Below are 13571 nucleotides of genomic sequence, written 5' to 3'. Positions count from 1 at the left end.
GAGCTATGCGAATGATGTACTCATTTACTCCAAAGGGACTAATTATAATTTTTCTCTACTCATCTATGTGAAGTCGTATAAGATCCTCCGTTTTCAGGCAACGTAAGCCAAGGAGGTGATACCTACATGCCGCATAACAAACCAGAGAAGATCCATAACCAGCAAAACAAAGACAGTATTCGGGAAGAGAGTATCGCTGTGCGCCCGGACAAAGCAGCCAAAAGAGCACCAAGCCTGAACGGTATTCCAAAGCAGGAATCCTAAGTCAGAGTGAGGTAGCGTTTATACACCAATTTCCGGTTCCCTACCCGGTGCGTTGAACATGTCTCTGATGAGGACTATAATGGAGACAGGGAGATGTCCCGGGACAGGGGGATCGCTAGAATTATATGCAAACCGGACTTATATTGTGGTTTTTATTTATTAATGTAGTTGGTTATCTGGTGATGTCGGACGATAAGAGGCGTGCACAACAGCGTCGTGACCGTACACCTGAACGGACGTTATTCTTGCTTGCGTTTATTGGCGGTGCTTTGGGAGTCTGGATTGCGATGTATCGGAAAAGGCATAAAACCAAACATCCGAGCTTCACCATTGGCATTCCATTGTTGTTATTCCTGAATGCGGTAATCTATGGTTACTTTATTCAATGAACACACGGAACACATGTATAACCGTTCATAGTAGGGTTTCATATGTAAATTAAGTCGTATAAATGGTTCATTGTGGCTCTGGAACGTTTAAGGAGTTATATGGTTCTGTTAGTTTATTACATGTCAGACCGAAGCTTGCTTCGCATGTTCTACATATAAAGGAAGGGACGGGATTCACATGTTATTTTCCAAAATATTAGTGGCTTATGATGGTTCGAAAGCTTCAAATAAAGCACTTGATCGTGCGATTGAGCTAGCTAAAGTGTCCCCAAATGCAGTACTGGATGTCATTCATGCTTTTGATTTCCCGCGTGTATTCATCGGTGAGGGGTTGGCTCCACTGCCACCTTCACTTAATAATGACTACTACAATCTGGCGGTACAGACGACAGATGAAGCAAAAGAGCGAATTCAGGCTGCTGGTGTAACGGCCAATGTGGATCTGATTCAAGGAGCGGCTGCGGAAGTACTGCTTGATTTTGCCAAAGAAAATGATTCTGATATCATTATTATTGGTAGCCGCGGACTCGGTGGAATTCGGGAATTTGTCCTGGGTAGTGTCAGTCACAATGTGGTACAGCATGCTCAGGTTCCAGTACTGATCGTAAAATAATGGATGAAGTGTGTACGCACTGAAAAGCAGGAAGCCGGTTGTCTTCGAGAGATTGAAGAGGAGCCGGCTTTCTTTTATGGGATGAAATGGATGGCTAACCGAATTTAATGAAGCAATTCCCGAACATTATATTTGTCAATATGTTAAATGTTCGTCTTTAAGTTGACATTAGCTGTAGGGGATTGTTAGAATGTTAGATGTGTCGATCAGGTAAGAATAAGGTCGAGTAGGAACGAAATATGTAATAAGAGATTACCAAAATGAACGAAGATAGTTTGATAGATATTTGCTCGTATAACGCCGGGAATAGGGCCCGGAAGTATCTACCCGGGAACCGTAAATTTCCGGACTACGAGGAGATACGGCTGAGAGTCGCATGCAACCAGATGCGGACAGCAAGCCCCATTTTGGCATGCCCAAATGAGGGATACGTATTTCTTGGAGTCCGGTGTCCGGAGAAAATGTGATGTTTTCGCGGGTAGCGGATTTTTTCATTTCACACGTAATAAGAGTTCCTTAATAGTCAGATGTAATCAAAAAAGCGCAGACGGGAGTTGGATGTATTCATGTCACTGCAAGTCGCTGTAATTATGGGCAGCAAGTCGGATTGGGAAACGATGAAACATGCGTGCGAGGTGCTGGACGAGCTGGAGATTGGGTATGAGAAAAAGGTGGTCTCCGCCCATCGTACACCGGATCTGATGTTTGAATACGCAGAGCAAGCAATTGATCGAGGATTCAAGGTGATCATTGCAGGGGCAGGCGGGGCAGCACATCTACCCGGTATGGTTGCCGCCAAAACGATGCTTCCAGTCATTGGCGTACCGGTTCAATCCAAAGCATTGAACGGTCTCGATTCCTTGTTGTCCATTGTTCAGATGCCTGGTGGTATTCCCGTCGCAACTGTGGCGATTGGCAAGGCAGGGGCAACGAATGCAGGATTGCTGGCAGCTCAAATGATCGGTGCTTTTGACCCGGATGTCCAACGTCGCTCTGAAGCTCGCAGAGAGCGCATCAAACAAGAAGTACTCGAAAGCAGTGAAGAACTATGACTAGAGAAGGTTTACAGTCGGGTGTGGCAGGAGAACTGAAAAATGTCCTGCTGCCCGGGAAAACAACCATCGGCATTCTTGGAGGCGGACAGCTCGGACGTATGATGACGCTCGCAGGAACGGCAATGGGGTATCGATTCGTTACTCTTGATCCCGCTGCGGATGCACCTTGTGGACAAGTTGCTCGTCAGATTCAAGCTGGTTATGACGATGCCAAAGCTGCACTTGAACTGGCTCGGCAATGTGATGTCATTACGTATGAATTCGAAAATGTGGATGCAGAAGTCGCTGGGCTGCTCGAACGTGAGTCTTACGTTCCGCAAGGAAGTGCGTTACTGTACACCACACAACATCGGTTGCGTGAAAAACGTGCAATCGAAGCTGCTGGAGTAAGAGTCGCGCCTTATCGTGAGATCACAAGTGCGGATACGATGCTTGCTGCTGTTAGCGAACTTGGAGTGCCATGTGTACTGAAGACGGTTACTGGAGGTTACGATGGCAAAGGCCAGCGTGTAATCCGGGAAGCAATTCAGGCTGTTGCAGCATACGAAGAACTTGCGGCTACTGGTGCGGAACTGGTGCTGGAACAATTCATCAAGTTTGAATGCGAGATATCGGTCGTTGTAGCGCGTAGTACAAATGGGGAGATTAAAACGTTCCCGCCAGCGGAGAACATTCATGTAAATAACATTTTGCATGCTTCAATTGTACCGGCTAGAGTTGCCGCAGACATCCAGATTGAAGCGCAAAAGCTGGCAGCAGCGGTGGCAGAATCAATGAAGGCTGTCGGGTTGCTGGCAGTGGAACTGTTTGTAGCGGCGGATGGAAGACTGTACGTCAACGAACTGGCACCAAGACCGCATAATTCTGGTCACTATACGATGGAAGCTTGTGCGACTTCTCAGTTCGAACAACATATTCGTGCGATCTGCGGATTACCACTTGGGGACACTTCGTTATTGAGTCCGGTTGTTATGGTCAATGTGCTTGGAGAACATCTGGAAGGCATTATCGCCAGAACAGGGCAACCTGATGCAGAAGCGATAGAACTCGGTGTGATTCCCAAGCTTCACATATATGGTAAAACCGAAGCGAAAACAGGACGTAAGATGGGGCATGTGAATCTGCTCTGTCAGGATGTTGAAGAAGGATTGCAATGGATTGAACAAACTAATCTCTGGAGGAATACAAATTCATGATTGAACGTTATAGCAGACCCGAAATGAGAGCCATCTGGACCGAAGAGAACAAATTCCAATCGTGGCTGGAAGTTGAAATTTGTGCATGTGAGGCGTGGGCCGAACTGGGTGTAATCCCTAAGGAAGAAGCAGCATTGCTTCGTCAGAACGCATCTTTTGACATCGACCGCATCTATGAGATTGAACAGGAAACACGTCATGACGTTATCGCATTTACACGTACGGTATCTGAAAGTCTGGGTGCGGAGCGGAAATGGGTGCACTACGGACTGACTTCCACGGATGTCGTGGATACGGCTCTGGGTTATGTATTGCGTCAAGCGAATGAGATTCTGGAAAAGGATATCGTGAATTTCATTGAAATTCTTCGCGAAAAAGCACTGGCTTATCAGCACACACCAATGATGGGACGTACGCACGGCGTGCATGCAGAGCCAACAACATTTGGACTGAAAATGGCATTGTGGCATGAAGAGATGAAACGGAACCTGGAGCGTTTCCGTCATGCAGCAGACAATGTACAATACGGCAAAATCTCAGGCGCAGTTGGAACGTACGCGAACATCGATCCTTTTGTTGAAGAGTTTGTCTGCGAGAAGTTGGGCACGAAACCTGCGCCAATCTCGACTCAAACATTGCAACGTGACCGTCACGCGGAGTATATGGCTACACTGGCGTTGATCGCAACGTCCCTGGACAAGTTTGCTACAGAGGTACGTGCGCTGCAGAAGAGTGAGTTCCGTGAAGTGGAAGAAGCTTTTGCTAAAGGTCAAAAAGGATCGTCCGCGATGCCGCACAAGCGTAATCCAATCGGTAGCGAAAACATCTCCGGCCTGTCCCGCGTCATTCGCGGACATATGGTATCGGCATACGAGAACGTAACACTCTGGCATGAGCGCGACATCTCGCATTCTTCCGTAGAACGTATCATTCTGCCGGATGCAACGATGCTGCTGAACTACATGTTGAACCGTTTTGGTAACATCGTGAAGAACCTGACGGTATTCCCTGAGAACATGAAACGCAACATGGAGCGCACCTACGGGGTACCATTCTCCGGTCGCATTATGACAAAGCTGATCGACAAAGGTTTCAGCCGCGAGCAAGCGTACGATACCGTTCAACCACGTGCGATGCAAGCATGGGAAGAACAACGTCAGTTCCAGGATATCGTGAAATCCACACCGGAAATCACGGAAGTGCTGAACGAAGAAGAAATCGCAGATGCGTTCAACCCGTCATGGCACCTGAAGCACGTAGACACGATCTTCAAAAAGCTCGGCTTGAACGATTAATATATTAAGGCTTTGAATTATTCTATTCCCTAAAAGTATAGGTTGATTATGTGTTCACGCTGGAACGGAGAAGGCAGAAAAAACCTGAAGAAGCAAAGCGCTCGCCTTTATCACAGGATTTTCCCCTTTAGAAAGGGGATCAGAAAAATCCGGGGATAACAGCGATCGGAAGGTTCTTCTGCATTCGGAGTGGCCCTGCGTGATGAGGGGAATTGGACGTATACTTTACATCTCCTGAAAGAAGGTGAGCCCATGGCACTGTCCACTGCGGCAGATCTCGTTAAAGCACCTCTGTTATATAAAGGAAAAGTACGTGAATTGTACGATCTGGGTGAACATTTTCTAATCGTGGTTACCGACCGAATCTCGGCATTTGATTATGTGCTGGACCCGGCAGTTCCCGAGAAAGGAAACGTACTGAACAAACTCAGCAGCTTCTGGTTTGAACTGACAGGTAGCATGATGGACAATCACGTGGTTCATACCGATGTGAATCAACTGGGTGACCTGATCACAGACCCTGAATTGCTCAAAGACCGCATCATGGTAACCCGCAAAGCAGAACGCATTGATATTGAATGTGTCGTGCGTGGATACATCACTGGTGGGGGGTGGAGACAATACGAGACGAGTGGTGAAGTGAATGGCATTAAACTGCCTGACGGACTTCGCAAAAACGCCAAGCTCGAAGTTCCCATTTTCACCCCGGCAGCCAAAAACGATGTTGGTCATGATGAAGACATCCCAATGGATCGCATGAAAGAACTGGTAGGAGACGCACTTGCAGTGGAGCTTCAAGAAAAAAGCTTACGCCTGTACGAATTCGCCCGTGATTACTGTGATCAACGTGGCATCATTCTGGCAGACTGCAAATTCGAGTTCGGCATCGTGGATGGCAAGGTCATCCTGATTGACGAAATCTTCACTCCAGATGCTTCACGTTTCTGGGCCAAAGAGAATTATGAACTAGACATCGAGATCGACAGCATGGATAAAGAGCCAGTGCGAACCTATCTGGCTGGAACCGACTGGGACAAGAACAGTAAACCTGATCCACTCCCACAAGAGGTAGTTGAAGCAACAACCGCAAGATACGTCGATATTTATAACCGTTTAACGAAATAATAAAGTTTAACGTTTGAGCGGGCTAAGGGAAAGTTTGGCTTTCGATCGCTGTTGCCCCCGGAATGTTTTGATTGGAATCCTTTTTTCAAAAGGAAACATTCCGGTTGCAAAGGCGAACGCTTACGCTTCTCTAGTTCAAATCTTTCCCTCCGCCAGTGTTCAAACTGGTGGGTGAGGCAATTAAAGACAAAGACTTCTCTTCACATACAGGAAGTCTACAAATATAAAAATAATAAGGTTACTCATGTAACGTAAAGACCATTCACCGTTTTCACGTAATGGTCAGTCTAGACCATTACACACCGTGCAACGTAAAGGTTTAGGCATTTAAAAAACGTCGCATGGACTAGCGGAGGGGCGGGATTGTTCTTAAAGGAGCGATAGCGTTCGCCTTTGTCCCCGGGTTTTGACCGCACAGCGGTTCAAAACAATCAAAAAACCTGGGGACAACAAGTGACCGGAAGAACAATCCGCCCCGGAGCAAGCCCCCCAAGTCACTTTTTTTAACAGCGTAAAGCATTTATCCCGTTCATTACTGAGGAGGAACATAAGGATCATGATCAAAGCAACCGTATATGTCACTATTAAGCAAAGCGTACTCGACCCGCAAGGCGTAGCTGTTCAAGGAGCCCTGCATTCAATGGGATTCAATGAAGTGGAAAGTGTACGGATCGGTAAAGTCATGGAATTGAACCTGGATACAACAGATCGTGCGGAAGCGGAGAAACGATTGAAAGTCATGTGTGAAAAGCTGCTGGCCAACACCGTTGTTGAAGATTACCGCTACGAATTGGAGGGTTAATCTCATGAAATTTGCAGTTCTTGTGTTCCCTGGCTCCAACTGCGACATCGACTGTTACAAGGCAGTGGAAGATGCGATTGGACAAGAGGTTGATTATGTATGGCACACGGCTACAGATCTTTCGGCTTATGATTGTATTTTAGTTCCGGGTGGTTTCTCTTATGGTGACTACCTGCGCTGCGGAGCGATTTCCCGCTTTGCACCGGTAATGAACGAGGTAGCGAAAGCTGCTGAACAAGGTAAATATATTTTGGGTATTTGCAACGGCTTCCAGATCCTGACCGAAGCTGGATTGCTTCCAGGTGCATTGATCCGCAACACTTCCCTGAAATTCCGTTGTCACGATACGGTACTGAAAGTGGCGAATGCAGATACGCCATTTACACGTGACTATGCACCGGGCGAAGAGATTATCATCCCGATTGCTCACGGTGAAGGCAACTATTATTGCGACGAGGAGACGCTGGCGAGTCTGCAAGCGAACAACCAGATCGTATTTACGTATGGTACCAACCCGAACGGTTCCCTGGGTGATATTGCAGGCGTCTGTAACGAGGCTGGAAACGTGGTCGGCATGATGCCGCATCCAGAGCGTGCAGTGGATTCACTGTTTGGTTCGGAAGACGGAAAACGTATGTTTACATCTATTTTGAAAGCATGGAGGGATCGGCATGACGCAGCAGCTATCCGCTAAGGAACCAACAGCAGAACAGGTCGCAGAACATAAACTTTACGCACAAATGGGCGTATCTGACAGCGAGTATGAGCTGATCTGTGAGTTCATGGGGCGCAAGCCAAACTACACGGAGATTGGTGTGTTCAGTGTAATGTGGTCCGAGCATTGTGCTTATAAAAACTCCAAGCCATTGCTGCGCCGTTTCCCAACCACTGGACCACGTGTCCTGATGGGACCTGGTGAAGGTGCCGGTATCGTGGATATCGGTGATAACCAAGCCGTTGTATTCAAAATTGAAAGCCATAACCATCCTTCCGCGGTTGAGCCTTATCAAGGTGCGGCAACAGGTGTGGGCGGCATTATCCGTGATATTTTCTCCATGGGTGCAAGACCGGTAGCATTGTTGAACTCCCTTCGTTTTGGCAAGCTGGAGAGTGATCGCGTTAAATATTTGTTCGAACATGTTGTAGCGGGTATTGCTGGATACGGTAACTGTATCGGCATTCCTACCGTTGCTGGCGAAGTGATGTTTGATGAGAGCTATGAAGGCAATCCGCTGGTTAACGCGATGTGTGTGGGTCTGATTGATCATGACAAGATTCAGCGCGGTGTAGCCAAAGGAGTAGGTAACCCAGTGTACTATGTTGGACCACCAACGGGCCGCGATGGTATTCATGGAGCAACCTTTGCATCGGTTGAACTGACGGAAGAATCCGAGTCCCAACGGACAGCCGTTCAGGTCGGTGACCCATTTATGGAGAAACTCGTGATGGAATCTTGTCTGGAATTGATCGACACGGGCATCGTGCTCGGAATTCAGGATATGGGTGCTGCCGGTCTGACATGTTCGAGTGCTGAGATGGCAAGTAAAGCGGGTAACGGTCTGGAATTGTATCTGGATCAGGTACCACAGCGTGAAGAAGGCATGACGCCTTACGAGATGATGTTGTCTGAGTCCCAAGAACGCATGTTGTTCGTCGTTGAGCCGAAGGATGAGGCACAGGCGATGGAAATTTTTGAACGTTGGGGCGTAATCTGTGCGAAAGTCGGTAAGGTAACGGATGACGGACGTCTGAAATTGATCCATCACGGCGAAGTGGTCGGAGATATGCCAGTAACGGCACTGGTTGACGAATGTCCAGTCTATGACAAACCTTCTTCTGTACCTGCCTACTACGAGCAAAGTGCTTCCATCGACACGCTTCGTTACGACGAAGTGTCGGATCTCGGCGGAGCACTGAAACAAGTGCTGGCTTCACCAACCGTAGCGAGTAAAAAATGGGTGTATGATCAATACGACTATATGGTGCGTACAAGCACTGCCGTTCGTCCAGGTTCGGATGCAGCCGTAGTCACGATTCGTGGCACACGCAAAGGTCTCGCGATGACAACGGACTGTAATGGACGTTATGTGTATCTTGATCCTGAAGTTGGTGGACGGATTGCCGTAAGTGAAGCAGCGCGTAACATTGTATGTTCCGGTGCTGAGCCGCTGGCGATCACGGACAACCTGAACTTCGGTAACCCGGAGAAGCCGGATATTTTCTGGCAAATGGAGAAAGCGGTAGACGGTATGGCAGAAGCTTGTCGTGTGCTGGATACGCCGGTTATCGGTGGTAACGTAAGTCTGTATAACGAAAACGCCAAAGGCTCCATCTATCCAACGCCAGTTGTCGGTATGGTAGGTCTCGTTCATGATACGGATCATATCACGACACAAGCATTCAAATCCGAAGGTGATGTTATCATCCTCCTCGGTGAAACAAAAGCTGAGCTGGGTGGTAGCGAGCTGCAATACGCGGTTCATGGTCAGACGGAAGGTCGTCCACCAGAACTGAATTTGCAAACGGAAAAAGCGTTGCTCAGCACGGTGCTGGAAGCTATTCAATCCGGTCTCGTTCGCTCGGCACATGACTTGTCTGAAGGCGGCTTGGCTGTAGCACTCGCAGAATCTTGTATCAGCGGTAACGTAGGAGTACAGGTGAATGTGGAGACTGCACTGCGTGCAGATCATGCCCTGTTCAGTGAGAGTCAATCCCGTATCTTGTTGTCGGCTACGCCAGAGCAAGCGGGTAAACTTGAAGCATTTATACGTGAGCGCGGTGTACCTGTAGCTGTGATTGGCCGTGTAGAAGGAAGTAACCTGACGATTGAATTGAACGGAACATCAGCCGTGAGCGAACCTGTAGGAGGTTTGGCTCAGGTCTGGGAGGATGCGATTCCATGTCTCATGAACTGACGACAGGACCGTTGTGGACAGGCGATTATTATAATGAAGGGTCCGGCAAGGAAGGACTCGATAAATTGAAGGAAGAATGCGGTGTGTTCGGGGTGTTCAGACACCCTGACGCGGCTTCGCTCTCCTATTATGGACTGCATGCGTTGCAACATCGGGGCGAAGAAAGTGCAGGCATGTGTGTGAGTGATGGCAGCCAGTTTAACTATCATCGCGGCATGGGTCTGGTGAAAGAAGTGTTCACCAAAGACCTGATGCAGACGTTGACCGGGGATATCTCCATTGGACATGTCCGGTATTCAACAAGTGGTGACAGTAAACTGACGAACGCACAGCCGCTAGTATTCAAATACCGTGATGGCGATTTGGCAGTAGCGACCAACGGGAACATTGTAAATGCACCAACGATCCGGCGTGAGCTGGAGCAGAGCGGTTCCATTTTCCAAACAACGAGTGATACCGAGGTTATTGCGCATCTGATTGCACGATCCTCCAAAGGGCTTGTGGAAGCGGCAAAAGAGGCATTCCAGCGCATTGTTGGCGGTTATGCATTTCTGATCATGACCAATGATAAGCTGCTCGTGGCTTCCGATCCGCACGGACTTCGTCCGCTCACGATGGGTAAGCTCGGGGATGCGTATCTGTTTGCATCCGAGACGTGTGCACTGGAAACAATCGGCGCAGAGTTAATTCGGGATATTGAACCGGGTGAACTGCTTGTGCTGGATGCAGAAGGTCTACACGAGGATCGCTTTGATCATCACAAACACCGCAAGGCATTATGCGCGATGGAATATATATATTTTGCTCGTCCCGATAGTGATATGAATGGTGCGAATCAGCATGCTGCCCGTAAACGGATGGGAAGCCGGATGGCGATTGAGTCGTTTGTGGATGCGGACTTGGTTACGGGGGTACCAGATTCCAGCATCTCGGCGGCGATTGGATACGCTGAACAGACAGGCATTCCGTATGAGATGGGTATGATCAAGAACAAATACACCGGACGTACGTTTATCCAGCCAAGCCAGGAATTGCGGGAGCAGGGCGTGAAGATGAAGCTGAGTGCTGTGCGTCGCGTTGTGGAAGGAAAACGTGTGGTTATGATTGACGACTCCATTGTACGGGGAACAACCTCCCGTCGGATCGTGAACATGCTGCGTGATGCAGGAGCAACGGAAGTACATGTACGGATTACATCACCACCTTTCAAAAACCCGTGTTTTTATGGTATTGATACGCCTGACAGCCGTGAATTAATTGCTTCTCAGTTGTCGGTTGAAGAAATTTGCCGTGAAATTAATGCAGATTCCCTGGAGTTCCTCAGTCCCGATGGACTGATTGCATCGATTCAGGGAAATAATCAGGATGATCCTAAAGGCGGACTATGTCTCGCATGTTTTGATCATGATTACCCAACCCGCCTCGACTTTGGCGGCGAAGAAAAATTCGGCTGCAGTTGCTAGCTGTTATGTGGCGAGACAAACGTATCTCGCCGCCCCAGGCATAGCCCGCGCCCTCAGCCCCGCTTTGCGGAGCAACAGGGGCCAGGGCAGCCAGACGAAGCAGCTGCCCCTGGACGCAGCCCGCGCCCTTAAGCCCCGCCTTGCGGAGCAACAGGGGCCAGGGCAGCTAGGCGAAGCAGCTGCCCCCGGACGCAACCCGCGCCCTTAAGCCCCGCCTTGCGGAGCAACAGGGGCCAGGGCAGCCGAGCGAAGCAGCTGCCCCCGGGCCTAGCCCGCGCCCTCAAGCCCCGCCTTGCGGAGCAACAGGGGCCAGGCAGCCGAGCGAAGCAGCTGCCCCCGGGCCTAGCCCGCGCCCTCAAGCCCCGCTTTGCGGAGCAACAGGGGCTAGGCAGCCAAGCAAAGCAGCTGCCCAGCGGGCTTGCCCCGCAGCGTAGCTGAGCGGGGTTCGCCGACCGATGGCTTGCAGCCAACGGAATCGGCGAACAATCCCGCGAGATCACGTACGAATCAACCATAGCAAGATCACACCAGCCACCTCTGCACCGCTTTTTTGGCGGGTGTCCAGAGGGCCTGCCAAGGTCCTATGGGGTCCTCCCGGGCGGGAGGATTTAGGTGGGGCGAAAAAAAAGGAGATGATTCCACTTGTCTGAAGCATATAAAAAGGCCGGCGTCGATATCGCGGCAGGTAATGAAGCGGTTGAACGGATGAAAAAACACGTGAAACGTACCTTCCGTCCGGAAGTGATGACGGATCTGGGTGGATTCGGTGCCCTGTTCGGTTTGAACAAAGATAAATACGATGAGCCTGTGCTTGTATCCGGTACGGATGGCGTAGGCACCAAACTGAAAATTGCATTTGCCATGGACCGTCACGATACCATCGGAATCGACGCGGTAGCGATGTGTGTGAACGACATTGTGGTACAGGGTGCAGAACCACTCTTCTTCCTTGACTATCTGGCATGTGACAAAGTCATTCCTGAGAAGATCGAAGCTATTGTTGCGGGTATCGCTGAAGGCTGTCATCAATCTGGTTGTGCGCTCATCGGTGGCGAGACGGCGGAGATGCCGGGCATGTACAGTGAAGGCGAATACGATATTGCCGGATTCACGGTGGGCATCGTGGACAAAGCAAAGATCATCAACGGTACAACCATTGCCCCTGGTGACACAGTGATTGGACTGGCCTCCAGCGGTGTGCATAGTAACGGATTCTCGCTGGTACGCAGACTTTTGTTGGAAGATGCGGGACTTGATCTGCATGATGAAGTCGCGGAACTGGGCGGTAAGCTGGGTGATTCCCTGCTGGAACCTACGAAGATCTACGTTAAACCTCTGTTATCATTGCTGGAAAAGGTGAAAGTGAAAGGCATGGCACACATTACAGGTGGCGGCTTCATCGAGAATATCCCACGTATGTTGCCAAACAACGTGAATGTGGATATTGACTACGGCTCTTGGCCGATCCTGCCGATCTTCAACCTGTTACAGGAAAAGGGTGCTGTCTCGAACCGTGACATGTTCACCACATTTAACATGGGTGTTGGGCTTGTACTGGTGGTTAATGAAGCAGATGCAACGGAAGCGCTGGAACAACTGAAAGCATCTGGTGAAGAAGCGTACATCATTGGACGTGTTACTGAGGGAGATGCGCGAGTAACCTTCACGGGAGCGGATGTTTAATGGCGAACTACCGCATAGCTGTATTTGCCTCGGGTGAAGGGACTAACTTTCAGTCATTGGTCGATGCAGTACGGAACGGTGGGCTGAATGCATCCGTAGATCTGCTCGTGTGTGATAAACCCGCTGCACGCGTTGTGCAGCGGGCACAGGACGCAGGCGTGGATTGTCATCTGTTTACTCCAAAAAATTATGCTTCCCGTGAAGCCTATGAGGCAGAGATCGTGGAAGTGCTTGAATCCAAAAAAATCGACTTGGTTGTTCTTGCGGGATATATGAGATTGTTGACTTCGGTTGTGGTGGATCGTTACGCAGGGCGGTTGATTAATATTCATCCGTCCTTGCTACCAGCATTTGCAGGCAAGGATGCGATTGGACAGGCTCTCGAATATGGCGTGAAAGTTACAGGCGTGACGGTGCACTTTGTGGACGGTGGCATGGATACAGGGCCGATTATTGCCCAGCATCCCGTTCCCATTTTGCCAGAGGATACGCCTGAGTCAATCAGCCGTTCCATCCATGCAGCTGAACAGCAACTTTACCCTGAAGTGGTATCCTGGTTCGCTCAAGGTCTGGTTCAATTAGACGGACGTCACGTTACTGTTAACAAACCGGTTTAATATAAGTTGAAATTTTTTTACACATTAACGGAGAGGACAGAAAAAACCTGAAAAAGCAAAGCGGTCGCCTTTATCACCGGATTTTCCCTTTAAGAAAAGGGAATCAAAAAATCTGGGGATAACAGCGATTAGAAGGTTGTTCTGTCATCGGAGT

Annotated in this window: 13 protein-coding genes and 1 riboswitch; all 13 genes read left to right on the top strand. The window is 49.3% G+C overall.

The features are described from left to right. The first annotated feature begins 126 nt into the window (after positions 1-126). The 13 genes from NSQ38_RS01200 to purN all read left to right on the top strand — a co-directional run bounded on the left by NSQ38_RS01200 (position 127) and on the right by purN (position 13417). On the top strand, positions 127-264 hold the full coding sequence (locus NSQ38_RS01200) for a hypothetical protein (protein WP_017690703.1): 138 nt from the start codon (positions 127-129) through the stop codon (positions 262-264). Positions 265-389: 125 nt separating this feature from the next. Beyond that, complete coding sequence (locus NSQ38_RS01195; protein ID WP_017690702.1) at positions 390-653, top strand: DUF1294 domain-containing protein; 264 nt, start codon at positions 390-392, stop codon at positions 651-653. Positions 654-831: 178 nt separating this feature from the next. Continuing rightward, a complete protein-coding gene (locus NSQ38_RS01190; protein WP_047840488.1) occupies positions 832-1266 on the top strand; it encodes a universal stress protein in 435 nt (144 codons plus the stop codon). Between the two features lie 270 nt (positions 1267-1536). Then, positions 1537-1638: riboswitch (purine riboswitch) on the top strand. Between the two features lie 194 nt (positions 1639-1832). Then, positions 1833-2318: a 5-(carboxyamino)imidazole ribonucleotide mutase gene (gene purE, locus NSQ38_RS01185; protein ID WP_017690699.1), complete on the top strand. Its 486-nt coding sequence runs from the start codon at positions 1833-1835 to the stop codon at positions 2316-2318. Then, positions 2315-3517, top strand: coding sequence for a 5-(carboxyamino)imidazole ribonucleotide synthase (gene purK, locus NSQ38_RS01180; RefSeq protein WP_339786402.1), 1203 nt, complete (start codon positions 2315-2317; stop codon positions 3515-3517). The genes purE and purK overlap by 4 nt, the downstream gene beginning before the upstream one ends. Then, positions 3514-4812 (top strand): adenylosuccinate lyase, encoded by a 1299-nt coding sequence (gene purB, locus NSQ38_RS01175; RefSeq protein ID WP_047840491.1) that lies wholly within the window; start codon positions 3514-3516, stop codon positions 4810-4812. The genes purK and purB overlap by 4 nt, the downstream gene beginning before the upstream one ends. Positions 4813-5064: 252 nt before the next feature. Continuing rightward, entirely contained in the window at positions 5065-5937 is an 873-nt protein-coding gene (locus tag NSQ38_RS01170; protein ID WP_339312112.1) for a phosphoribosylaminoimidazolesuccinocarboxamide synthase, read from the top strand. Positions 5938-6493: 556 nt separating this feature from the next. Then, positions 6494-6739, top strand: a complete 246-nt coding sequence (gene purS / locus NSQ38_RS01165; protein ID WP_017690695.1) for a phosphoribosylformylglycinamidine synthase subunit PurS — start codon at positions 6494-6496, stop codon at positions 6737-6739. Between the two features lie 4 nt (positions 6740-6743). After that, entirely contained in the window at positions 6744-7433 is a 690-nt protein-coding gene (purQ, locus tag NSQ38_RS01160; RefSeq protein WP_036606071.1) for a phosphoribosylformylglycinamidine synthase subunit PurQ, read from the top strand. Further along, positions 7411-9654, top strand: a complete 2244-nt coding sequence (purL, locus tag NSQ38_RS01155; protein ID WP_339786399.1) for a phosphoribosylformylglycinamidine synthase subunit PurL — start codon at positions 7411-7413, stop codon at positions 9652-9654. Before purQ ends, purL begins: the two co-directional genes overlap by 23 nt. Beyond that, positions 9639-11117 carry an amidophosphoribosyltransferase gene (gene purF / locus NSQ38_RS01150; RefSeq protein ID WP_339786397.1) on the top strand — a complete coding sequence of 493 codons (1479 nt, stop codon included), beginning with the start codon at positions 9639-9641 and terminating at the stop codon, positions 11115-11117. The genes purL and purF overlap by 16 nt, the downstream gene beginning before the upstream one ends. A 642-nt stretch (positions 11118-11759) precedes the next feature. Further along, positions 11760-12800, top strand: coding sequence for a phosphoribosylformylglycinamidine cyclo-ligase (purM, locus tag NSQ38_RS01145; protein ID WP_339786394.1), 1041 nt, complete (start codon positions 11760-11762; stop codon positions 12798-12800). Beyond that, positions 12800-13417: a phosphoribosylglycinamide formyltransferase gene (gene purN / locus NSQ38_RS01140; protein WP_338590815.1), complete on the top strand. Its 618-nt coding sequence runs from the start codon at positions 12800-12802 to the stop codon at positions 13415-13417. Before purM ends, purN begins: the two co-directional genes overlap by 1 nt. The last annotated feature ends 154 nt before the right edge of the window (positions 13418-13571 follow it).

It is taken from the genome of Paenibacillus sp. FSL R7-0313 (genome assembly GCF_037969885.1).
Taxonomy (GTDB): Bacteria; Bacillota; Bacilli; order Paenibacillales; family Paenibacillaceae; genus Paenibacillus.
This window is presented reverse-complemented; position numbering and strand designations above follow the sequence as displayed.

Excerpts from the sequence above, each read along its gene's own strand:
- NSQ38_RS01200 (WP_017690703.1), top strand. The coding sequence starts at position 127 with ATGCCGCATAACAAACCAGAGAAGATCCATAACCAGCAAAACAAAGAC.
- NSQ38_RS01195 (WP_017690702.1), top strand. The coding sequence starts at position 390 with ATGCAAACCGGACTTATATTGTGGTTTTTATTTATTAATGTAGTTGGT.
- NSQ38_RS01190 (WP_047840488.1), top strand. The coding sequence starts at position 832 with ATGTTATTTTCCAAAATATTAGTGGCTTATGATGGTTCGAAAGCTTCA.
- purE (WP_017690699.1), top strand. The coding sequence starts at position 1,833 with ATGTCACTGCAAGTCGCTGTAATTATGGGCAGCAAGTCGGATTGGGAA.
- purK (WP_339786402.1), top strand. The coding sequence starts at position 2,315 with ATGACTAGAGAAGGTTTACAGTCGGGTGTGGCAGGAGAACTGAAAAAT.
- purB (WP_047840491.1), top strand. The coding sequence starts at position 3,514 with ATGATTGAACGTTATAGCAGACCCGAAATGAGAGCCATCTGGACCGAA.
- NSQ38_RS01170 (WP_339312112.1), top strand. The coding sequence starts at position 5,065 with ATGGCACTGTCCACTGCGGCAGATCTCGTTAAAGCACCTCTGTTATAT.
- purS (WP_017690695.1), top strand. The coding sequence starts at position 6,494 with ATGATCAAAGCAACCGTATATGTCACTATTAAGCAAAGCGTACTCGAC.
- purQ (WP_036606071.1), top strand. The coding sequence starts at position 6,744 with ATGAAATTTGCAGTTCTTGTGTTCCCTGGCTCCAACTGCGACATCGAC.
- purL (WP_339786399.1), top strand. The coding sequence starts at position 7,411 with ATGACGCAGCAGCTATCCGCTAAGGAACCAACAGCAGAACAGGTCGCA.
- purF (WP_339786397.1), top strand. The coding sequence starts at position 9,639 with ATGTCTCATGAACTGACGACAGGACCGTTGTGGACAGGCGATTATTAT.
- purN (WP_338590815.1), top strand. The coding sequence starts at position 12,800 with ATGGCGAACTACCGCATAGCTGTATTTGCCTCGGGTGAAGGGACTAAC.